The sequence below is a fragment of the Oscillibacter sp. genome (assembly GCF_040505565.1).
Taxonomy (GTDB): Bacteria; Bacillota; Clostridia; order Oscillospirales; family Oscillospiraceae; genus Oscillibacter.
The window spans coordinates 80,074-102,680 of the sequence record NZ_JBEUWZ010000024.1 but is presented as its reverse complement, the minus strand read 5'-3'; the positions used below and the strand labels follow the sequence as shown (position 1 = coordinate 102,680).

Below are 22,607 nucleotides of genomic sequence, written 5' to 3'. Positions count from 1 at the left end.
TTTAATCCCGGTTCCGTGATAAACTTACGCTTTCGAACGTCATGTCTACAGAGACGAAGGAAGACTTCCTTCCCTGCGTGCGCTGATAGCTTCGTGCAGCACGCGATACAGCTTTTCCGGCTCAATAGGCTTCGTCAAGTGCGCGTTCATGCCCGCTGCCATGCTTTTCTCCACGTCGTCTTCAAAGGCGTTGGCGGTCATGGCAATAATGGGCGTCAGGGCGGAATCGGGGCGGCTGAGATTGCGGATTGCCGCCGCGGCGGAAAGCCCATCCATCAAGGGCATGCGGATGTCCATTAAAACCGCGTCGTAATAGCCCGGCTCAGACTCCCTGAACCGCTCCAGTACCCTGAGGCCGTTAACGGCGGTGTCCACCCGGAAGCCGACCTGCTGCAAAAGCTTCACTGCGATCTCAATGTTCAGGGGATGATCCTCCGCCAGAAGAATATGGCGGCCCTTGAAATCGTAAGTTCTGAGCTGCGAGGTGGACGGTGGCTCTGTCTTACCGGAATAGACGCGTTCAAAGGCGGACTCCAGGGTGGATCGAAACAGCGGCTTACCCACCAGTAGATCCACACCGGCCGCGCGGGTATCGTCCTCAATATTGCTGTAGTCATAGGCGGTCATAACGATGATGGTAACTTCCGGTCCTACCATGGTCCGCAGGCGCCGTGCGGTCTCAATTCCGTCCATCTCCGGCATCTTCCAGTCCAGAATAACAGATGAAAAATGCTGTTGCTGTTCCAGCAGCTCCCGGGTCCGGGCAATCGCCCGGGCACCGCTGTCCACCCATTCGGCAGTCATGCCGATCTCCCGCAGGATCTGGACCGTATTCTGGCAGACGGCTGCGTCGTCGTCTACCACCAGACAGTTCATCTTCGCGTAGGGGATGGCCTCCCGGCGCCGGGGGGTCTCCTCTGCGCCCATTTCCAACTTCACGTCCACGGTGAACTCGGACCCCACTCCCTGAATGGAACGGACGGTAATGTGTCCATCCATCATATCCACAATGCTTTTCGAGATGGCAAGACCCAGTCCCGTACCGCCGTACATAGCGGTGGTGCCGCCGCTTTCCTGAGAAAAGGCGTCAAAAATTCTGGGCAGAAAGCTCGGGTCAATGCCAATGCCGGAGTCCGTGACGACGAAACGCACAGTGGCGGCGTTTTTCATGCTGTGGAGCTGGTCCGCCGAGAAAGTGACCTTTCCTCCGGCGGGGGTGAATTTTACAGCATTGGACAAAATGTTGATCAGCACCTGCTGGAGCTTCATTTCATCACCCACATAGCTGTCTTTCAGCCCCGTGTGCATGATGCACTCGAACTCCACGCCCTTTTGATTTGCCTGCGTGCGAATCATGTCGGTGGTGCTGCAGATCATCCGCTCTAGGGAGAATTGCTCGCTCTTCAGCAATAGCTTTCCGCTTTCAATGCGGCTCATGTCCAAAATGTCATTAATCAGAGACAGCAGAAAACGGGAAGAAATACCGATCTTGCCCAGGCAGTCCGCCACCTCCTGCTTGTTATCGACAGCTCCGGCGGCAATGGCGGCCATCCCGATGATGGCGTTGAGAGGTGTGCGGATCTCGTGGCTCATGCGGGAGAGAAAGTCACTCTTGGCGACGTTGGCCTGTTCCGCGGCCTGAAGGGCGGTCAGCAGCGTTTCCCGATGGCGCTGCTCATGCTCGATGATATCCGTGATATCCACGCGGCTCAGGCAGACATGTCCGGAGATCTTGTCAATATACGACAGGCTGTATTTTTTGTAAAGCAGTTGTCCGTTTACCCGATTGGGCATCGTGAACGAGTAGGACGGGTTTATCTCCAGCTGGGCGCGAATGGTGTCAATATCCAGGTGCTTCAAAAAATCCGACTGAAATGTCTCCGGAATCACAGCGGCGGAAGTCTTAAGGCATATTTCATGAAATTTACCCGCAGAAGGCATGCTGATAAAGTCTACTTCGCCACGGGCGGCGATGTGATAATGATCGTTTTCTATGTCTACATCCGCTAGAAAATCATAATCCATCATGGATGCCTGCTCCAAAAGGCGACGGGAGAGCCATTCCTCCGTGATGTCGAAGCTGTAAACAAACAACGTCAGGTGGTTGGTTTCCGGGGTAAGATAGGTGCGGCCCACCGTCCGGCACCAGATCATCCTGCCATCCATCCTTTTTCGGCGAAACTCCACGCTGTGATCCGTCTCGCCGCCGGCGTTGGCGTCGATCAGGCGTTGGCGGGAAAACTGCTCCAAAAAGCGAGTTGCATCCTCCTTGAAGACAGCACTCTCGGAAATAGTGCGCATTGCCTCATCCACGGTAACAGAGGTAAAGTAAGCCTCCACTTCGGAACCACCCAGACCGGAATAAGACTCAAAGGTGTCCTCCGTCAGATTGGCTTGCGCTTTTGCAATCAGATTGGGGGCCGCCAACTCCGTAGCATAGTCGGATTCCCGCTGGAACTGAGCACGGATGCGGTTGCGCTTATCCACCTGATCGCTGATGTCAGTGAGCATACAGAAAAGGAAGGAATTGTCGCTGTTGACCCCCTCTGTGAGGTGTCCCCGCAGGGCAACCCAGATTACCTCGTTGTCCCGGCGGGCCAGACGGCATTCCATGTATACGGAGTCGGCGCCTCCGGCCAGTTGAGTGTGAAAGGAGGGGAGAACCTTTTCGGCGTCCTCCGGCAGCAGCAGGGCGGACAGCCGATTGCCCATCAGTGAAAAGTTTTCCGGGGTGTATCCGGTGATGCTGTACAGAACATCGCTGGTATTCAGAACCTCCAGCCCCTCGGCATATCGACAGCGCAGGACCGCGCCGGGAATTGTATTGAGCATCTCACGGCGGTCTTCCTGCGCCGTATGCAGGGCGGTGATATCCACGCAGACGGAAATAATGACGGGCTTTCCGTTTTCCGCCGTTACGCTGCGGCCAATGTCGTGGACCCAAATGTAGTCGCCGTTTTTCTTACGCATCCGGTATTCCACCGTATATTCGCCGCTTTCACCCATCTGGGCCGCAACCTGCCGTTCAACCTCTGCCCAGTCGTCCGGGTGTACACAGTTTATTATCAGCCCTGAGATATCACGGACGAACTCCGCCTCGCTGCCATAGCCCAGATAGTCCAGCATTCTCTGATTCACGTAATAGAACGGAAAGCCCGGGTCCTGATAGCTGCACATCATGCCGCCCGGGGTGGCCTCGTCCAAAAGATCTTTGAGCTGGCGGTTCAGACTTTCCACTACCAGCGTATGGGGATAGTGCTCCTTGTCTTGCTGATTGCCTGTGGCTTCGGAGACATGGATATGGCAGATGCGCCAAAGGCCATTTTCTGTCCGCAGAGCAAAAGAGGCCCGCAGCCGCCAGCTGTACTGCTTGTTTTGAAGAAGAAGCCCTAAATTCACGAAAGCACAGCCGGTCTGCAGCAGTTGTTCCTGCGGATGCAGAAAAACAACGCGGAATGGACCGGGCTCCTCCCGGCAATCCTCCAGCAGATAGTTTCGCATGGCGGCAGAGCCGACAACCGTCTCTCCGCCGCCCGTGCCGACATACTGGAAATCGTCGGACAGATACTGAGCGGTAGTCTCCGGGTCCCGGCGGCAAAACCAGGTCCGCAAAAACTCCTGTACCTGCCCGATTGCCGCTGCACTCTCTTTCATGAATGTTATCCCCCTCAAAATCCGCTTTTTTTAACCTTGTCTGCGGAGCTGCCGTTTCTAGAATTTTAAGTTTATGATGGAAAAGAATATGCCGGCGTATACCTAATGCAGATTTCTTAGTCAAAACAAGTGCCCTTCCGGGTACGTTTACCATGGTAGAGCGCCCGGTCCGCACGGGCAAACGCATCATCAAAGGATTCCCCGTCCTGCAGAATTGCCAGCCCCGCCGAACAGGACGCGACGCACCCGTCCGGTGTACCGGGTCTGCTGTCTCGAAATGCCCGGCAGATCTCCTGCCCCTTTTTCATGGCGGATTCGGGAGAGCGCATCTGGGGTATTACGGCCACAAATTCGTCGCCGCCGATCCGGGAGATGATGTCTCCCCCGCGGGTGTGAGAGCGGAGGATGTCGCTGAACCGCCGAAGCATCTCGTCGCCGCTGGTATGCCCTTTGGAGTCGTTGCAGCATTTCAGATTATCCATGTCAAAGATAAAGATCGCAATATTTTCCTGGGAAAAATCCAGCTGTGCCAGCGCGTTGCTCAGCCCCCTACGATTCAGAAGGCCAGTGAGATAGTCCTCGTATGCGGCAACCTCTAAAAGGCGGGTCTTCTCCAGAATATCGCAGTCCTTCAGCATGTTTTCTTCTTCGGAGATATCCACATTCTGAAGAAACTGTTCAAATTCCAACCGGGGAAGCGGGGGAGAAAAATAATAGCCCTGAGCAAAATTGCAGCCCACGTTCCGCAGTTTTTCCACCTGTTCCGCGGACTCCACACCCTCAGCGGTGACCTGAAGGTCCAGCCATCGGGCAAGGCTCACCACGAAGCTGAGAATACTTCGGCGCTTGCCCCGCTCCAAGCCGTTTTTTAGAAATTTCATATCCAGCTTTAAAATGTCGATCGGCAGCTCATTGAGCATATTTAACGAGGAAGAACCACTTCCAAAATCGTCCATTTCGATGGTAAAGCCCGCATTTCGGAGATTTGTCACCACATCGCACAGCTGCTGGTGATCTTCCGTATAAGCAGTTTCCGTAATCTCCAGATGAAGGAGAGACGGCTTGATTTGATAGCGCCTCCGAATATCAACCAGGGAGGCATCCAGATCGTCATTGTAGATATCTGCTCTGGAAACATTGACGGAGACGGGAACCAGCGGTATCCCCCGCAGGTCCCAGTCTTGTATCGTGACAGCCACGTTTTCCCAGATATACCGGTCCAGCCGGGTGATAAAGCCGTTGCGCTCAAAAAGTGGGATGAATTTTTCGGGGGGGAGAAGCCCCAGTGTCGGGTGATTCCAACGCACCAGCGCCTCTGCGCCGCAGATGCGATTGCTGCGCAGGTTAAATTTCGGCTGATAAAAAACCTCGAACTGCCGGGAGTTTAGCGCGGACTCCATGCTGTCCTCCAGTGCCTTTTCCCGCAGCCGCGTCTGGCGTAGCTCATCGTTGTAAACAGCCACTGTCCGGCCGTACTTTCCCCTGATGGAATTGCAGGCCAGCACCGCCCAGTCACACATCCGCTCCACAGGTAGGTGGACGTCCGTAATGGGGTAAACGCCCCACTTCATGGAGAAGCCTTTTACTCCGGACTCCCCGCGGATTCGCGTCATAGCACAGCCCAGTGCAGACTCAAAATCGAAGGCTCCCCGCTCAATCATGCACGCGAAGATATCTGCATGTAATCGACCGCACAAGTGATCGCCAGGCAGGCCGCTTTGCAGCTCCCGTGCGATCAGGCGAAGTACCTGATCCCCTACGGCCAGACCGAACACCTCATTGATAAACTTGAAGTTCTCTACATTGGAGCAGAGCAGATCATACTGCGTTTCCGAGTTCTGCCCGAGAATTTGGCGCACCCGCTGATAGAAAAACGCCTGGCTATATAGGCCGGTAAGCTGGTCGTACTCCATCTGGTTCATCAGCGCGGCCGTCTCCCGAAGAGAAATAATGCTGGTGGCCCGGTGCAGAACTACGCTGGGCTTATAGGGCTTTGTGATAAAATCTGTGGCGCCGTGAGTCAGGGCTTCAACCTCGTCTTCGTCTCCGTCACTCTGGGTTGCGACGATAACAGGGACAGCAGCGAGTCTCGGATCGGTTTGTACCATTTCCAAAAACGTATATCCATCCATAACGGGCATGCAAATGTCGAGGAAGATCAGGGAAATGCCCGGTGCCTCCCGCTTCAGAATATCGAACGCCTCCTGCCCGTTGGCGGCTTCCAGCGTCTCGTAATCCTGTGAGAGAATTTTACAGAGCGTCAGGCGATTGACAATATTGTCTTCCACAACCAAAATCTTGCGTCTTGGGTTCATCCACCTTTTCCCTCCGTCCATTCGCGTATATTAAAACTGAAAGTCATCAATTAAAAGATACCACTGAAATTCGTGCAAACTGCAGGTTACGACACCTGCTTATTTTGTAAAATCATGATATATATATTATGATATATATTATTATATAGTCACTATATTCAAATTACAACGTTTCTGCGCATTTTCTCTCATATTCTCTCGGGTACTCAGGAAAGACTCTAAAGCGCAAAGCACCGCCGCATTATCTAATTTATGTCTGGGAATTCAGCGGTACTTCAATGCAATTGTCACGATCACCAGGCGCTTACTAATGAGATCAAGCTGCTTATCCGCACTGCTTGAGTTTCCGTAATTCTGACAACTTGGTTATCCCGTTCATTGTTCAGTTGTCGCTCTCTGCTTGGCTACCGTCAGACTACTGAGATCTCAAAATTTTATTTTTTCTTCAAAAGCAGTTGACAAAACAGAGTCTTTCGTGTATTCTATGTCTGTTCGTTTCGGACGATTAGCTCAGCTGGCTAGAGCACCTGCTTGACGTGCAGGGGGTCACAGGTTCGAGTCCTGTATCGTCCACCACTTTAACACGATTTTCAGGCAAAGATGTAAAAAAACTTACATCTTTGCCTCAGAATCGCATATAGCGAAAAAAGTAGCGGAAGAACCGCCCGAAGGCAAAAAGGATTACCAGTCCTTTCTGTGGGCGCATAGGACTGCACACCGATGCAGCCTCCCCGTCAAGTCCATGCGGGGCCGTGAGGAAGTATCATTATCAATCGGCGTTTCATTGCAGCTTCTTAGGCTCCCATCCCTGAAGGATGATCGTCGCCACAGAGGAATCATGATGCCTCGCCCGGCATTGTTCCCAGTGCTGGCCGTCCTCTCGGTACAGCCCGCCGATTGTCTTGTTCAAATCTTCCGCTGTATAGCCAAAGAAACTTCTACGCAAATAAGAGATCTTGCCAGTTAGGCAAAATATTTTTAATATCTGTGGACAATGGCTGTGCTAGCAGCTATTATCGAATAAAGCGCTTTGGATTTTTTCAAGGTGCACTGTGCGTTTGAGGCAAAAGGTTCTTCCCGAAAGGGGAGGGCCTTTTGCTTTACCTCAAACATATATGTTAGAACACCGGTGGAGCCTCTCGGCTCACGCGCCCCTGTTGGGGCTCAAACCCCAGTGTAATAACCTGTGTGCTTATGGCACTTCGCCATTGTACCGCCAGATAGGAGGAATTGCAAGAAATAAGTGGTAATTTTGCGGCAATTTAATTTAGTCCGAAGGTTGGTAAGGGTAGCATATATTTCGGATCTCATTCAACGGTGTTGCGGCTGCTGCCTCTTACATGGCCTATCAATTGCGTCAAGTAAGCGAAAGAACCAGGACGTGAGTGTAGCCGCACCGATAGTACATAGGACGATGGTCATTACGCTGCACTCCTTCCTCCCCGTATGCCCGGTAGGACAGGCACTGACTTAGTGATTGAAGCGGTAATCACTCCAGGCTACTAACTGTTCTGGGCTCATGGCCTCTGGCTCGTCTGTCTCGATGTACTCTTGCGGCCCGAAGATCGCCAGCTCATCGGAGAGGAAGTCAGCCTGTGTAATTACCTTTGCGGGGATATGCTGGTTGCCGCTGGGAACCTCAATGCGATAGAGAAACAGATTACTGTCGTAGTACCAATCAGAACGGATATAGCGCTCCTCGGCGTCAGTCATCTCAATTTCGTTGATGTATTTCGCAAGCGCACCGTGCGCCTCGACACGCACCGGGGGCTTGTCTCGATCTGTAATATCGCCCAGGATCAGATCCGCTGCGCCGCACCCTTTGCTGCTAAAGCTTATGCTCGATACCGTGCCGTAATATTTGAAAAGCTGTTCCATTTCATGAGCCTACCTTCTATCTGATTTTATAGTATAATTGTACACTATAGTAGACAAGCTAGCAACTACTAAATTACACGAAGATAGACAACATTCTTTGTAAGTTTTGTACATTGTAATAGACAAACGGAATTGGTAAACTATTTTAGGGAGGGATAGCTTTGATTAAGTATGATAAGTTGTTTGCGCGGCTCGCAACAGAGGGTAAGACCGCCACATATTGGCTCCGCCAAAACGGATTACACGCAGCCACCGTTAATAAGCTCCGAAAAAACGAACTCATTCGAACTGATACTGTAGATCACCTGTGCCGTCTTTTGCGTTGCCAGCCTGGTGATCTGATGGAATATGCAGATAACGAAGCCACTGAGAAGTAATCCTCAGGGACTTAAACAGAACGTAAGAGGAGACATGGCTTTTTATATCTTCCTCTCTTGTAAATACGTGTAAGCGTCAATCCCGGCGGTACGTGGCATAGTCAAACACCGTGTCCTACAATAGACCTACGAAAACATGAGAACGCACAATGTGGATTTTCATGACGGAAGTAGGGGATGGTAATGACCTCAAAAGAAGTGACATATCAATACCGTTTGGCGAAATGGTCAGAACTGATGAAAGAGCGCACGGAGCTTGGGCAAAGTATCCGTGCGTATTGCGCGATGAAGGGCTTTGCAGAAAACACATATTTCTATTGGCAGCGTCGGCTGCGTGACGCTGCGTGCAAAGAGCTTGCCGAGCAGTCGTCTAATACTGAAACGGGCCTCGTACCCACGGGCTGGATGCAGTTATCTCCTGCCGAAAATACTCCTGCGGAAGCACCTGTAACCATAGAAATCAACGGTTGCCGTGTTGCTGTGACTGCTGAGACAACTCCGGAGCTTTTAGCGAAGGTCTGCCGGACACTGAAAGCATTATGATGCGGTTTGGGAACAAAAGCGTGTACCTTGCCTGCGGTCACACGGATATGCGCAAGAGCATAAACGGGCTGAGCGCCATCGTGGAGAGCAGCTTCCGGCTCGACCCATTCGGCGGAGCGCTGTTCGTATTCTGCAACCGCAGCCGTGACCGACTGAAGATACTGGAATGGGACGGTGATGGGTTCTGGCTGTACTTTAAGCGCTTGGAGAAGGGACATTTCAAGTGGCCGAGCGTTGGCGAAGATGCGGTTATGACGATGACCTCGGAGGAGTTATCCATTCTTCTGGGCGGAGCGAAAATCGAGCTGAAGCTCAAGCGAAACGAGGTAACGGAGCGACGGGTAATATGACCTGAAAGCATTGGAAACACTTGTGTTCCGGCTGTTTTCATGGTACAATTCATCTATGGAAACAGTAACAATTACAAAAGCTGAATACGACAATTTAGTCGGAGAACGGGCGCGTCTGGAACGGCAGGTGGAATACCTGCTGGAACAGATGCGCCTTTCTCGGCACAGGCAGTTTGGTGCATCCAGTGAGAAGTCTGAGTACGACCTTACGCAGCTGAATTTATTCAATGAGGTTGAAGTCATGGCAATGCCTGAGCAGCCCGAGCCGGAGCTTGTGGAGGTAGAAAAGCACTACCGTAAGAAGCGTTCCGCTACCGACCGTCTGCCTGAGGACTTGCCCGTTGAGATAATTGAATACACCCTATCTGAGGATGAGCAGGTATGCTGCGAGTGCGGTTGTGCGCTGCACGTTATGGGGTATGAGAGCCGCCGTGAGCTGAAGATTATTCCGGCACAGGCGAGCATTGTGGAGCACCGCCGCGCTGTGTACAGCTGCCGGCACTGTGAGCAAACTGACATTCGTGTTCCCATTCGGAAAGCGGAGGTGCCGAAGCCGGTCATTTCGGGAAGCTTTGCCTCGCCGGAGGCTGTGGCGCACATTATGAACCAAAAATTTGTAATGAGCGTTCCGCTGTACCGGCAGGAACAGGAATTTCAGCGGGATGACATCCTGCTAAGCAGACAGACCATGTCCAACTGGCTGCTCAAAGCGGCAGAGGATTGGCTGGAACCGGTTTACAACCGCATGAAGGAGCAATTACTGGAACAGGATGTGCTGCACGCAGATGAAACGACCTTGCAGGTGCTGCGGGAGCCGGGTAAAACAGCACAATCCAAGAGCTACATGTGGCTATACCGAACAAGTGGGTGTGCAGAGCATCCAATCGTGCTGTATGACTACCAGCTCAGCCGCAAGGCAGAGCATCCCAAGCAGTTTTTGGAGGGCTGGAGTGGTTATCTTCACGCAGATGGCTACGATGGGTACCACAAGCTACCCGAACGCATTGCGGTTGTGGGCTGTTGGGCGCATCTAAGACGAAAGTTTGACGAGGCACTGAAAATTGTGCCGGAAAAAGGTCGTGAGGCGAGTCTTGCTTTCATTGGAAAACGCTACTGCGACCGACTGTTTGCGCTGGAGCATGAATTTGAGGACCTGCCCCCTGAGCAGAGATTTGAAAAGCGCATAGAATCCTCCAAGCCGCTCATGGAGGAGTTTTTTGCATGGGCAGATTTGTGTGGAGCTGCGCCAAAATCTGCTGTGGGCAAAGCGGCATACTATGCCAGGTCACAGCGAAAATATCTGGAAAAATATTTGCTGGACGGCCGCTTGGAATTTTCCAACAACCGAGCGGAGCGCAGCGTTAAGCCCTTTGTCATTGGAAGAAAAAACTGGCTCTTTGCAAATACCCCAAGAGGAGCCAAGGCCAGCGCGGTGATTTATTCGCTCATTGAGACGGCCAAGGAAAACGGGCTGAAACCGTATGACTATCTGACGCACATTTTCCGAGCCGCACCAAATTTGGATTTGCACGACACCGAACAGCTTGATGCGCTGCTGCCAAACTATTTTAAGACCGGCGCTGGGGCCTGACCCTCCGACGCTGGCCTTTTATATTGGCATTTGACGCTTACAAATACGTTATAGCGAGCGTACTTTACCATACTGAGTTTTAATCGGATAGCATAACACAAAGGGGAGCTCTCGAGAATATACTCCAGAGCCCCCCTCGTGTATTTTTATGGCTTGCTGCTCCATCTTATAGCATGTGGGTCAAAACAATCAAAACGTAGCGAAAAATTGAGGTACCAAGCCGTCTTAGATAAGAAAGAACGAACTATTATGCCCTATTTCATGGTGTAAACAAACTGGGAAACTCAGACATCAATTTTGCACTGTGAACTACTGGCCTCCTTGCTGGATATCTTTTTTGGCAATAGTCGTATCATACATATCTTTTTTAATGAACGAGTATCTGAAAACCGCATAAAACCGGTACTTCACTATTACGGTTTATAGTAATAGTCTTCCGCATCTTTCATCGTATTTACCATAAAACCCGTGTCGTTTAAGGCTGATGTAATATGTATCTTTTTACATGGTACATGAAGAACTGCAACGGACGACTTACTATCACGAAACTTTGGAAGTTTGTCCCATAAATCCTTTATCTGCTTTTTAAAGTTGCCGTTACTATCAACGATGTCAGATTTTTCTGAATAATCGGGATAAATTACTATTACAGGAAGACCTTTGGTGTTAATACCATAATCCACTTCTTCCCGCAATGCGCGGCTGTTTACTGTAATAGAACTTAGGAACAAAATGATATTTTTTGAGTTGTCCAAACGTTCATGGAGACGAGGCTTTAGCGTCTTCTCCCAGTCACTTCCATCACGGACATTATAGGTTTTGTTGTGCGAATCATTGAATGGGAAATCATCGTCAGCGGCTTTCCACATACGCAACATGTTGTAGTAAACAAAGTCGTGTGTGCTCGAAGCTCCCAGATTACTTTCGCTAAATGGTTCGCTGACATAGAATGCGGAATAGTTACCATTTCGATATGCCATAGTATCTCCTTTCACTTTTTCCATGTTGATAACTTGCTTTAATTTTCGCTATTTATATTTTTGAGACATAACAATTTATCCTCCTATTGTTACTTTATCTCTATTTCCTTCGTAAACTACGACACTGATTTTACCACGCAAATCATTACGATTAAGTTTTAAATTCGATGACAATAATTCAAGTGCAGTTTGATCATCTATTCCTGTGCGAGAATTACCAGAACCCATAACAGGAATATAGACATCATAACCCTGACTATAATGACCTATAAACTCAATTAACTTTAAGATTGTTTTTCGCAGTTCTTCCTGAGAGTTCTGCGCATTATTTTTCTCATCAAATTCAGATAGTGCTAATAAATAGAAAGTCGTATTATTATACTGATAAAGTGCAATAGTACCCCTGGGGTAAATATCAGCATTACCTCTGTCTTTATTGAGAACAGTGGACGGGACTATTCTCTGTTCGTCTAAGCTCTTCTTTATCTCGATATTTAACTTGTCCAGGGACACTCCTCGTTTCACCATCTGTTCAATCCACTGTCCATGAACAGTTCTTGCACTAACTAATGGTTTATGAACCTCGGGGGGATCAACAATAGTATCAAATGCTGTATTGACATTTACAACAACAATTCTTTTTTTGTTGCAAAACCTCGGAAAACCATATTTCCACAGATTCCCGTAACGTAATATAACGGAGAGCTGGGTTTCATCAACTAATGTGTTTTTTTTAAATGTGCAGGTTCTAATAATAGCAATTAGCCCAGCAAGCAAAATAGGAATGATAAGTGCAATCAATTTTTTACATGGATTATCAAGTTTTATTCCAAAATCATTCTCCAATGAAAAGAATATTTGAACTGCCGAAATAATTGCAAAAATAAAACTTACAGAAGTAATAAAACTTCTTTTAAAGTATTTTTTATTAATAAGTACTCTTTTCATATACAATCACCAAATATATGATTACCTTTTTTTCAAACTTCCTGTTGTGGTAACCACTTTTCTCTCTTCTGTAAGAATATACCATTATTTAACAAAATTCAACTATTTTTCCATTTTAATTAATGCCTGCTAAACAATTCATTAGGGTATGTTTAAACGCAAATCCATTCCATTATATTACCTTACTGCATTTAATATAAATAATTGGGCCTTGCTCTCTTCACAATGTAAACATAGCACTAAACCGCCTGCGGCGGTGGTATTGACAGTGTTTTCATCAGCTGATAGAATAGTACCACAACATAAACCACGTTGCCTCTAAAGAAAAACGGCTGGAACGATACCAGAGGAGGTTTATTTGTTGTGCCAAAAAGTATAATTTCTCTATTTCGTATCCGCCGCAATCCTTGATTTGCAAGGCTTTTGCGGATACTATACTTGTCGGAAATTAAGCAAGAGAAATTATACTTTCCCCATAGATGGCGATTTCGTGCTATGGAATTATCCAAACAAAGGCAGTTGAGATATTTCTTCTCGACTGCTTTTTTCGCGCCTTTATTCGGATAATTCGCTATTCATTAAACGAAATTGCTTGCACGGTGGCGACCGAATTATACAGCTTCCTCTATCTCTTCGAAGCACAAAACATCTTTGTTATACAGCATTATTACCGGCTTATTGGAGAGCGTATTGATAGTATCGATGTGTTCTGCAACCGGGATAATCCCGCTTTCTTTGTACTGAATAAAGAAATTCATCGTTTTTTCGAGTTGCTTTTTTTCGGTTTCATCAATCGATGCACCAATGCTAATCAGGAACTCATCAATTGATCCTTTTTCTACGACAGGAATTTTTCCAATCAGCCTGCCTAAATCAGAAGTTGCTTTTGCAAATTTGTTAGCTGCTTGTGTTGTCAACGCTTCTTTTTTAAGCTTTTCTATTTTATCATAGCAATTTGTATATAGCTCTCGGAAACGGATAGAACAATCTCGGAGATCGGCAGATATTTTATTTAAAAACTCTGCTTGAAAGTTTTTCGACAACATTACTTCCATATATTCAGACAGTGCAAACACGTGTAGCGCAAGCTTATAGTGAACAAAGCAATTTAGAATCTTGCCAATGCTTTGAGAAGCAGTTTGCATCTTCAAAAGATTAGTCTTTTCAGCCACCAATTCTTCTAGCCGTTGTGTGTATGAGCGAATATCCTTTTGTGCGTTTCTTTTTATATTTTTAACTTGATTCAGGTTCACTACTGTATCGGCTTCATTTTCCCAATAATATTTGTAGTCATCCATATAAGAAGCAAGAATATCATAATCCGCAAGAAGCTGAGATTTTTTATCGCGTTCTAAAATGCTGACAATCTCTTTCTGACCGTCTTTTATGTCGCTGATTTGTTTTACAACAGCAAGAACAGCAACGGCCACAAGAGTTGCTCTCAGGCAAGCGGGGCCAATAGCTTTGTCGACCGGAAGCCATCGAGCCTGTCCGGCAATTCCACTCTCATTCATAATAGCACCAAGTGCACCGCTACCGTCTTTTGCCATAGCAAGTGAACCGGATACTCCCTTTGGGAAAACACATCTGTATATGCCCTCTGCCGCAGGAGTTGCTAATGTTTCCACTACTCCTGAAAAGGATCCGCCAAGTGTTGCAATTTCAGCAAAAGGAATCTTCGCGAGCATTGGCGCTTGAAATGTGTCTTTTATTTCAGCTAGTGCTTGCTCCACACGAATACTTCGCTGCAAAGCACCATTGGCACCGTTCAGTTCAGTTAATGCCATATTTTCTTTGTTAGTCATGCTATTTCCTCCCGTTATGTATTCATAACAGTGCTTGCGTTTATCGCGTTTTAAGATAACAACCTTAATATTTCCTCAACATCTTTCTGTGAAAGTCTGTTGCGGCTTGATGTTTGAATGCTCTATCAATCTCCTGAACGTTTGATAAACAAACTGCGAAGTTCAAAAGCCCAAGCCGATGCCAAGCAACTGTTAAAATCATTTTGCTCAATCACCCCGTCTAAACACAAGTGGCAGTTATCAGGAAATTCCGGATTGCTGCCGTTTGTGATTCAGTATAATCGCATCACGAATCCACAGCATCCGCTTCAATCACAATTATGTTTCCTTCATTGAAGCGGTGATTTTCCGGATTGAAGAGAAGCTTATGTTTACCGGCTCAATATAAAACTGCTCATAGCAGTTGTTTGCGAGAAGATTCAAGTCATTTGCCATTATTTCGTCGTTGCTATGCTTTTCTATTTACTCACACAGTTTTAATAACCATGCCTAAATCATAGTCATGGAATGGCCGCATATCTTCCTCCTATTTATTGCTTACCAACTTTTGATATCTTTCCATCAAATCAGCAACGCACTCCGCTTCGGAGTTCCATTTTGCTCCATATGCCGACCATACAGTGCGGTCTAATTTGGTATGAACAGCCTGCAAACCCGAAACCTTCATCAATGTCGGCTCATATAAATCTCTAAGGTTTGCACCTGGGTGCTTTGCACGCTCATCCAAAACAGCCTGTGCTGCTGCCTCAATCACTGCCTTTTGTTTCTCATCGGCATCCGGCCACGGGAAAGTATTGTAAACAAGCTCTTTTGAGTAACGATAATCGCTTTTCAATCTACCTGCAACTGTTCGCATCCATGCCATATGGACATTGGAGGTCAAAATACCAAATTGATACAGCGTAGCGTTGGGAACAATTTGGACGGCATTGCTTGCAATCGTATTGGCATCCATAAATCCAATCGGAATGTATCTTCTGCGCTCGGAAGACACTGATGGTACAATAAGATAATCAGAATATGGATGTGCGATTTGAGCAAAAATCGCCGGCACCTTTGCATAGGCATTTGTGGTTTTAGCGGTGCTCTTCAACCGAAATTTTTCAACGGCGGCGATCCGTTCTTTCAAAATCTTGCTGTTCTTAATAATTTCAAACGGTTCATTGTGCAGCCAAATGCAATACCGTTCCTTCCCTTTGATAAATTCGTCTGCGCCAATATAAGCTTTAATGACCTTTGCAAGCGCAGGCTCTTGAGCAAGTATTTCTGCTCGTTCCTCCGGTGATAGTACAAAAAAGCCTCCATCGCGGGGCTGACTTCCAAATTTCATTTCCGGTACATCGCAAAGCGGCTTTTTCTGTGCTGTAACAAAGCAATCATTTCCCGATAGCAGATACGGATTAATATTTGCGACAACACTCTCCGTTGGTTCTGCGGATACGGTTTCATAAGAATACAACTTTTTCTTCTCTCTGTTGTGCAGTGAGAATCCAACAATCACGCAGAATACAGCCGCTTTTCCTTTCGCCTCGTTGCTCCATTTGAATGTTTGATGAGCAAATTTGATATAAATGTGTAAATCGTTCAGCAACACATTCCAAAGAATTGGAACTTGTGCGCCTTGACAAATTGAGTTTGTAGAAACAAATCCAACCTCAATACCTGTATCTTGAATATACTGCGCAGCCTTTTTATACCAGCAGGTCACATAATCCAAATCCTGCACATCTTTTATATACCCAAAGGTTTCTTCGACCTCGCGCTTTTGCGGGCTGCCCTGTGCCATCATGTGCGCGCCGACAAACGGCGGGTTACCAAGAATGTAGGAAAGCTCCGGCTTAGGTACAACATCCTCCCAAGCTATCTGCAGGGCGTTTTCATTCACAATCGTTGCGCTTTGACGTAGCGGCAAACGAACAAAAGGAAAGCCCAAGTAGTCGGCAACGGCATTGTTCATCTGGTGATCCATCAGCCACATTCCTACCTGTGCAATTTGGCACGGAAAATCCTCATACTCGATACCATAAAACTGTTCTACATTCACACGAATTTCGTTTTCCAGCGGGTTCTCTCCAATAGTTGCCTGTGCGAATGCAAGTTGTGAAAACTTCATTTTCAGAATTTCAAATTCAAGCCTCCGCAATTCCCGATATGTGATGATAAGAAAATTACCGCAACCGCAGGCGGGGTCAAGAAATTTGAGGTTTGCAATCTTATCGTGAAAACGGTCAAGCAGCGCGGGCGTTGTCTTGACACGCTCAAACTCCTCCCACAATTCGTCCAAAAACAGCGGGTTAATGAGCTTTAAGATATTTTCTTCGCTTGTGTAGTGCGCGCCAAGCTCTCGGCGCTGGTCTTTATCCATAACGCCTTGGAACATAGCACCGAAGATAGCGGGGGAAATCTTGTTCCAATCGAATTTGCAGCAATCAGCAAGGGTCAGCCGCATTTTATCGTTGAAATCGGCAAAGGGTAACGGGTCGGCAAACAGGTGACCATTGATATAGCGGAATTGCAGCAGCTCCGGCGAAAGAAGTGTGCGCTTTTTCCGTAATTCATCGGACAGATTCAAAACTTCAAAGAGCTGCGCCAACCGCATGGAGAGGTCGGAGCCGTCCTCTTTGGAGTTCTCTATGTAGTTTACAAAGCTGTCTTTCGGGAAGATACCCGTATCATCGGCAAACAGGCAAAACAATAGCCGAACAAGGTATACCTCCAGCACGTGTCCCTCATAGCCATGCGCCTTGAGCGCGTCATGTAGTTTTGCCATTTTCTCGGCTGCCTTGACGTTGACCTCCACTTGATTCTCATAAGTGCGAGTGGTTTCATATCCGGCGATATTCGCGAACTGCTTGATATATTTTCGAAGGTCTTTTGTCTCAAATTGTATTTGCTCGCCTGTATTTCTGTGGTGTAGCACTATAGTTTCAAAGTCGCAGACCATCAGCAAATTCGGCATATCTGCACCGGGCAAATGCAGCACATAGTCTTTTAGTTGAGAATACGCTTTGTTCAAATCCTTGCCGCGGGTTTTGAATTCAATGGCAATTTTCTTCGGCCAATAATAGTCGATATATCCGTTATGTCCATCGTCAAGCGGCACTTTGTATTCGTATTCACCCACGGCAAGAACGTCCTCTACGCCGAATACTGCTAAAAACTCTTTTTCAAAGGTCTGCGCCAAAGCCTCCTCGCGCTTGGCGTTTTGCCAGCGTTTTGAGAAAGCAATCGCATTAGCCTGTATCTGTTCCCATGTTAAGATCATAAGGTTGTTCCTCCTCTGAAAGTCTGCATCTCCCGTTATCCCTCGGTACTGCGAATAAACAGCTGCATCAACTTCGCTACAAACTGAGAATTGGCGCTACCCATTCCCATCCTCTGGCTGACAACTGCTACCACCGCAGCGGCTATATCATCCTCTGTTGGCTTCTTGTCGGTCATAGCTGCAAGTTTAGCTTTGATTTCCTGTGTAATTTCCTTTGTAGCTGTTTCTGTTGGTGTTGTTCCATCGTCTATCCATCATAAATATACTGCGAAGCTTACATAGTCCCTGCTGTTGCTCGAGTTGCTCATAATGGAACGCCAATCAATATTAGTTTCATATTAAATGCCTACCGTCACGCCAATCTCTTCTAACATAGCTCAAAAATTCTTTTTTATGAGTCAGTTCCGAACCAGAAACATGATCTACAATTATTATTTGAGGCAGTATTCCATAGTCCTTACCGATAGAGTTTATCTCGTCGAAGATAGTTTTGTACATTTTTTCTACTGCAGCTATATCAGCCGATGTTTTCTTTTCTGGTTGAGGAAAATACACTTGGCTCGGCTGATCAAAAAACATTGTAGTTAATATCGGTGCTTTGGGATTTTTGCAAAAATAACGTAACAAGCTTAAAAACAAGGCGATATGACAGGACACCCAGTTTGCACCACTTCCCATTTCGTATAAGAATATCTTATCGCGATGGTTTTGGTGATGATATATATCAAAAGTTTCATCGATCAATCCAAAATTTAAGTTGATCGGTTTATACTCATCTTCAAAATCCAAGGTTAAAGCAAGCCTATTCATATTTTCAGATATAAAAATCTGCGCTTTTTGCATTTCGGTATCTAAATCAAAACCGGCAATTCGGGATTCGAGTTTTAATATTTCACCCTGCAGTTCCTCTGCATCTAAATCTACATTTTTAAACACACCGGTGTTAATCATTTCAACATAAAGGAGGATTTTAACTTTTGCATACTCAACTTGTTCTTTTTTGGACAACAATTCCTTTGAGTTTATATAGTTGCGCTCAATATCCTTGATTTGCCCCCAAGTCAGCTTTATGTTCCTAACGATTTCATCTTTAATACTAGATAGCTTCCTGATTTCCTCAGAAAAATCAGCAGTGTATTTTGAAGTTATTGCCAATTCATCATCAAGCCACGATGATGCGTTTAATATATTTTGATCTGCAGCCTTGATATCGTCACAGGAGTTTCCACATAGTGGACAAATATAGTTAGCATCATCCTCTGGAGAGGAAATTTTGGCTTTTTCTTGAAGTTCACCAAGAACCTCGATGAAGCCGGTACCCGCCTTATTTGCATTCTCTATATCACTTATTTGTACAGATATCTCGTGTTCTTGATCCCTGTAATTGTCCAGTTCACGACAAAGCTCATGATATCGATTCATAATTCCTTGATCATTAAATAGCGGAGAGTCATCAAACGTTGGGAGAGCATTGGCTATCTCAATCATCTTAGACAATGAAGCCGAGTTATCAAAAGTCAAATTTAATAGGGCAAAGTAATTCTCAAGCAAAGGACTGAGTGCCATTTTAATCTTTTGGGAAGCAGCCTTGTTGGTTTCTTCATTCTTTCTCAACTTTTTTAATCTAGATTTTAGTTCATTAAGGCGAATCAGTTTACTGTAATATTCTTGTTCTACCAACCCGGAAAAAACGGGAAATTGTTGAATCACGGCTTTGCGCTTATAAAAGTCACTAAATCTATAGAACAAAGCGAATTTACTTGCCATCAAATTTTGATGCTGAAATAAGTATGAAACCATGTTCCGCAGAGAAGCCTTTTCGGGTTTCGCATCTATATCTTCGGTTTGCATATTTGATACCATGAGACCTAGCGCACTCTCAAGTTCAGATTTAACTTCTCTAGGTAATTGCAAAGATTTGTCATCAAAATATGATAAATTAAGCATATTCGGATCAAAATTTTCAGCCTCTATAGATAAGTACATTTTGGAACCGAGCTCAGTGCTTTGCCTTGCAATTACATAGCAGCTATTTTGTATTACTAACGTAATACAAAATAATGTAGTAAATTCAGTAATCTTTCCTTTTGGCACCGTAGATCTTGAGCTGCATAAACAGTAATCAATGATTTCTACCAAAGCGCTTTTCCCCGTCTTAGAGTTTCCGGTAATAATATTGACTCCTTGTTTAAGTGGTACAATTCTTTTTTCCTCTCTATTGAGAAGCACTATTGAACTAATATAGCTTTTCACCTATTCCACCCCCAAAAAGTAAGTGATATGATCTTCTGTAGATTTGGAAAACACAACGCCTAAATAGTAGGCAGCTTTCATCCAACTTGATATAAATATACTATAATCTTTATAAGAGACAGTTTTATTTGTGACTATGTAGCGACCATTAATGGATATAAGGCCTTGATTGTGAAGAATTATTATTGTTTTTTTAGTTGCAGGTTGAAGCATTTTATACCGCGACATAAATCCAGATAGCCTTGTTTTTCCTGATAGTTTTATCTTGCCATCAACCTCGACTTGCGCTCTAAATAAAGACTCCAAGCGACTCGTAGATTTAGCCGAGGCAAGTTTTTTTCTTGATGGAGCATAAAGCAAAATGGGTAGAACCATAAATATAAGTTTTAGGTCACATGGTTTTCCATAGCCAGACAAGAAGCAAATAATCATATGCTTAAAAAAATGCGGATTCAGTGATAAGGTTTCAATGTTTTTAAGGCTCATAATTATCACCTATATCCCACACAAAGTCTTCATCATCTACAATATTGTGTATAACTCCGTTTTGGAAAAAAGATTGATTGGCAACTATGCTTCCGAAGTCATTCGCTTCCCATCCTAGCACATCCGAACATAATTTCCTTGAGGCACTTAGTTCTTGATTGCGTTCTAATAAAGGTTCGCCGTTGAGGACTGACTCCTTTGCGTAAAACATTCGTCGACTTAAGGACTCTCTGTACGCACTCAGACTGGCAGTGTATGAAATATTATCACTAAAATAGCGTGCAATAGTCTTAGTCGCTTTCCAATAATCTGATATTGCATGAGGAATTATCCTTTTATATTCAATGTTTCCAAGTGCTTTTACAAAAGCTTTTTCTTTGGCGACCTCACGTTCTGTGCTATCAGGCTCAATTGACAGAAAATCTAAGGGGAGAGGAACTACTCCCTCTTTCATGTATGCGGGAGCAATAGTTTGGGCGTGCTCCTGAAAAACTTCAAATGGTACCTCCCATATATGGGGCGGTTTTACGACTTGTTGAAGCACAGTGCCCAAGAGTGAAGCGATATAGTTATCTCGATTAACCTCTGGAATAGTGACAAGGTAAGGTGAAAAGCGAGCAGAAATTCCCTGTATTTGAGGCTGAAGATGCTCTATTTGAAATTTATCAAGCAAATCACAGACTTGTTCTTTCGTGATGTTTCCACAATTGAAAATATCATTGTAGCAAGGTCTAAAACCTTCCTCAGCTTTTTTTGCCCTTTCCCCAATTTTATGAAGAATATTATACTTTTCCGTTTTTTCTTTCGTATTCCAGTTGCAAAAAATACTGGTGGTCGCGATATCGGCTGTAGTAAAGAGAATTAGCTGATCAAATTTCATACTATCTAGATAATCAATTATCCAGTTTTTCAAGGTATTCCATAAATCTATATCTCGATCTGAAAGATAAGATGAACCAGTATGGTGTTTTACTTCTTTTTGAAAGCTATTGTTGTCACCGGAAATTAAAGTAACATCGCCCTGAAGTTCAATTTGTATTTTCTCTCCGTTTTTCATTTTGAAACAGTCCAGCAAAGCTATAAAATACTGATATATATCTCCTAATTTAGAAGGTGTAGCATCATTTCTTTTTCTACTCATTATTAAATCACCTCTATTTTGCTTAACACATATAGAATTTCGAAAATCTACCGTTGGGGAACTGCGTATAATTGCTATTAATGGAAACGCAGCGCTGCACTCAATTTACCAAAATTAGGATACACCATAATAACGTCAATTTCAACAAAAAAAGCGCCCTCGGGACTTAACCTGCCCAAGGACGCACAATTACCAGAGCGACGTCTGATTGTCTTCCGCCGTGGCCAGCAGCTGCGGCGGTATTTTTTTGAGCAATTCCCGGTAGGCTGCCGGCTCCATGATCCAAGTGTTGATCAGTTCTGACGTCAGGACGACGGGCATACGCGGATGAACCTCCCGCACGGAGTCGTTGGCTTCCTTGGTGAGAATGCAATAGCAGTTCTTCCCGTCCCGCTCCTGGTAGATTCCGGCCATGTAGAGGACCTGTTGCTCCGGAAGGCGAAATAGATATTTCCGCTTGTCCTTACTCCACTCGTAAAAGCCTGTGGAGGGAATCACGCAGCGGCGCTGCTCTAAACTGTCTCGGAATAAGGACTTTTGATCTGCCGTTTCCGATCTGGCGTTGATCACCAGCGCCTTGGGCGTCTGAAAGCCCCAATACAGCAGGTCAGGTGCGACGTTGACATGTGACTCCAGCAAGACCGGTGCCTTGTTGGAGGGATACACGTCCCCAGGCATAAACTGGTCACGTCCGCAGCGCTCCTGCACCTCCTGTACAATTCGCTGAATTTCCTTGCTGTCTTCTGCCGTAAACTGATAGCGTCCACACACTTTAGGCACCTGCTTTCCAGTTTAGATGAGCTTTCTATACCTGATATAGTATAGCACATTTGCCAATATGTCTACTCAGCTTAGCAATAACTCGGTGAGTTGAAAAGTTAACTTCAACCCATATGGCAGAAGTTACTTTTTCAAACTCAAAACGGAAATTAGTTTACCAATAGTGGCATGCGCAATTCGGTCATGCCGATTTCAGTTTTATAAGCTCGTCCAGCGCGATAAAGGCGCTACAAAGTATCAG

General features: G+C 45.9%; 15 protein-coding genes and 1 tRNA gene. 5 read left to right on the top strand and 11 right to left on the bottom strand.

Annotation, left to right across the window (positions count from 1 at the left end):
• Positions 1 to 45 precede the first annotated feature (45 nt).
• Both ABWQ15_RS12445 and ABWQ15_RS12440 read right to left on the bottom strand, forming a co-directional pair.
• Entirely contained in the window at positions 46 to 3,654 is a 3,609-nt protein-coding gene (locus ABWQ15_RS12445; RefSeq protein WP_353909100.1) for a response regulator, read from the bottom strand.
• Between the two features lie 116 nt (positions 3,655 to 3,770).
• Complete coding sequence (locus ABWQ15_RS12440) at positions 3,771 to 5,969, bottom strand: bifunctional diguanylate cyclase/phosphodiesterase (protein ID WP_353909099.1); 2,199 nt, start codon at positions 5,967 to 5,969, stop codon at positions 3,771 to 3,773.
• A gap of 499 nt (positions 5,970 to 6,468) precedes the next feature.
• Here ABWQ15_RS12440 and ABWQ15_RS12435 point away from each other — a divergent pair.
• Positions 6,469 to 6,545: transfer RNA gene (locus tag ABWQ15_RS12435), tRNA-Val, on the top strand.
• Between the two features lie 894 nt (positions 6,546 to 7,439).
• Here the strand turns inward: ABWQ15_RS12435 and ABWQ15_RS12430 are convergent.
• Complete coding sequence (locus ABWQ15_RS12430; protein WP_353909098.1) at positions 7,440 to 7,847, bottom strand: hypothetical protein; 408 nt, start codon at positions 7,845 to 7,847, stop codon at positions 7,440 to 7,442.
• Positions 7,848 to 8,008: 161 nt separating this feature from the next.
• Here ABWQ15_RS12430 and ABWQ15_RS12425 point away from each other — a divergent pair, with 161 nt between their 5' ends.
• The 4 genes from ABWQ15_RS12425 to tnpC all read left to right on the top strand — a co-directional run bounded on the left by ABWQ15_RS12425 (position 8,009) and on the right by tnpC (position 10,708).
• Positions 8,009 to 8,224 carry a helix-turn-helix domain-containing protein gene (locus ABWQ15_RS12425; RefSeq protein ID WP_353909097.1) on the top strand — a complete coding sequence of 72 codons (216 nt, stop codon included), beginning with the start codon at positions 8,009 to 8,011 and terminating at the stop codon, positions 8,222 to 8,224.
• 183 nt (positions 8,225 to 8,407) lie between these two features.
• On the top strand, positions 8,408 to 8,767 hold the full coding sequence (tnpA, locus tag ABWQ15_RS12420) for an IS66 family insertion sequence element accessory protein TnpA (RefSeq protein ID WP_353909096.1): 360 nt from the start codon (positions 8,408 to 8,410) through the stop codon (positions 8,765 to 8,767).
• On the top strand, positions 8,764 to 9,117 hold the full coding sequence (gene tnpB / locus ABWQ15_RS12415) for an IS66 family insertion sequence element accessory protein TnpB (protein ID WP_353909095.1): 354 nt from the start codon (positions 8,764 to 8,766) through the stop codon (positions 9,115 to 9,117). Before tnpA ends, tnpB begins: the two co-directional genes overlap by 4 nt.
• Before the next feature lie 55 nt (positions 9,118 to 9,172).
• On the top strand, positions 9,173 to 10,708 hold the full coding sequence (gene tnpC / locus ABWQ15_RS12410; RefSeq protein WP_353909094.1) for an IS66 family transposase: 1,536 nt from the start codon (positions 9,173 to 9,175) through the stop codon (positions 10,706 to 10,708).
• A 413-nt stretch (positions 10,709 to 11,121) separates the two neighbouring features.
• On the opposite strand, the gene ABWQ15_RS12405 is transcribed toward tnpC, so the two are convergent.
• The 8 genes from ABWQ15_RS12405 to ABWQ15_RS12370 form a co-directional block, all read right to left on the bottom strand.
• The gene (locus ABWQ15_RS12405; protein WP_353909093.1) at positions 11,122 to 11,712 is read right to left on the bottom strand and encodes a TIR domain-containing protein; all 591 of its coding nucleotides are present in this window, start codon (positions 11,710 to 11,712) and stop codon (positions 11,122 to 11,124) included.
• Positions 11,713 to 11,763: 51 nt separating this feature from the next.
• Positions 11,764 to 12,636 carry a macro domain-containing protein gene (locus tag ABWQ15_RS12400; RefSeq protein WP_353909092.1) on the bottom strand — a complete coding sequence of 291 codons (873 nt, stop codon included), beginning with the start codon at positions 12,634 to 12,636 and terminating at the stop codon, positions 11,764 to 11,766.
• Positions 12,637 to 13,247: 611 nt separating this feature from the next.
• Complete coding sequence (locus ABWQ15_RS12395; RefSeq protein ID WP_353909091.1) at positions 13,248 to 14,441, bottom strand: hypothetical protein; 1,194 nt, start codon at positions 14,439 to 14,441, stop codon at positions 13,248 to 13,250.
• Between the two features lie 526 nt (positions 14,442 to 14,967).
• Positions 14,968 to 17,706: a class I SAM-dependent DNA methyltransferase gene (locus tag ABWQ15_RS12390; RefSeq protein ID WP_353909090.1), complete on the bottom strand. Its 2,739-nt coding sequence runs from the start codon at positions 17,704 to 17,706 to the stop codon at positions 14,968 to 14,970.
• Positions 17,707 to 18,039: 333 nt separating this feature from the next.
• The gene (locus ABWQ15_RS12385) at positions 18,040 to 19,959 is read right to left on the bottom strand and encodes a DUF3732 domain-containing protein (protein ID WP_353909089.1); all 1,920 of its coding nucleotides are present in this window, start codon (positions 19,957 to 19,959) and stop codon (positions 18,040 to 18,042) included.
• Positions 19,960 to 20,445, bottom strand: a complete 486-nt coding sequence (locus ABWQ15_RS12380) for a three component ABC system middle component (RefSeq protein WP_353909088.1) — start codon at positions 20,443 to 20,445, stop codon at positions 19,960 to 19,962.
• Positions 20,435 to 21,586 (bottom strand): hypothetical protein, encoded by a 1,152-nt coding sequence (locus tag ABWQ15_RS12375; protein ID WP_353909087.1) that lies wholly within the window; start codon positions 21,584 to 21,586, stop codon positions 20,435 to 20,437. The genes ABWQ15_RS12380 and ABWQ15_RS12375 overlap by 11 nt, the downstream gene beginning before the upstream one ends.
• Before the next feature lie 189 nt (positions 21,587 to 21,775).
• Positions 21,776 to 22,357 (bottom strand): SOS response-associated peptidase, encoded by a 582-nt coding sequence (locus ABWQ15_RS12370; protein WP_353909086.1) that lies wholly within the window; start codon positions 22,355 to 22,357, stop codon positions 21,776 to 21,778.
• Positions 22,358 to 22,607: the final 250 nt, after the last annotated feature.

Bases quoted from the DNA above. Each gene is read 5' to 3' on its own strand.
- ABWQ15_RS12445 (WP_353909100.1), bottom strand. From the start codon at position 3,654: ATGAAAGAGAGTGCAGCGGCAATCGGGCAGGTACAGGAGTTTTTGCGG.
- ABWQ15_RS12440 (WP_353909099.1), bottom strand. From the start codon at position 5,969: ATGAACCCAAGACGCAAGATTTTGGTTGTGGAAGACAATATTGTCAAT.
- ABWQ15_RS12430 (WP_353909098.1), bottom strand. From the start codon at position 7,847: ATGGAACAGCTTTTCAAATATTACGGCACGGTATCGAGCATAAGCTTT.
- tnpA (WP_353909096.1), top strand. From the start codon at position 8,408: ATGACCTCAAAAGAAGTGACATATCAATACCGTTTGGCGAAATGGTCA.
- tnpB (WP_353909095.1), top strand. From the start codon at position 8,764: ATGATGCGGTTTGGGAACAAAAGCGTGTACCTTGCCTGCGGTCACACG.
- tnpC (WP_353909094.1), top strand. From the start codon at position 9,173: ATGGAAACAGTAACAATTACAAAAGCTGAATACGACAATTTAGTCGGA.
- ABWQ15_RS12405 (WP_353909093.1), bottom strand. From the start codon at position 11,712: ATGGAAAAAGTGAAAGGAGATACTATGGCATATCGAAATGGTAACTAT.
- ABWQ15_RS12400 (WP_353909092.1), bottom strand. From the start codon at position 12,636: ATGAAAAGAGTACTTATTAATAAAAAATACTTTAAAAGAAGTTTTATT.
- ABWQ15_RS12395 (WP_353909091.1), bottom strand. From the start codon at position 14,441: ATGACTAACAAAGAAAATATGGCATTAACTGAACTGAACGGTGCCAAT.
- ABWQ15_RS12390 (WP_353909090.1), bottom strand. From the start codon at position 17,706: ATGATCTTAACATGGGAACAGATACAGGCTAATGCGATTGCTTTCTCA.
- ABWQ15_RS12380 (WP_353909088.1), bottom strand. From the start codon at position 20,445: ATGAGCCTTAAAAACATTGAAACCTTATCACTGAATCCGCATTTTTTT.
- ABWQ15_RS12375 (WP_353909087.1), bottom strand. From the start codon at position 21,586: ATGAGTAGAAAAAGAAATGATGCTACACCTTCTAAATTAGGAGATATA.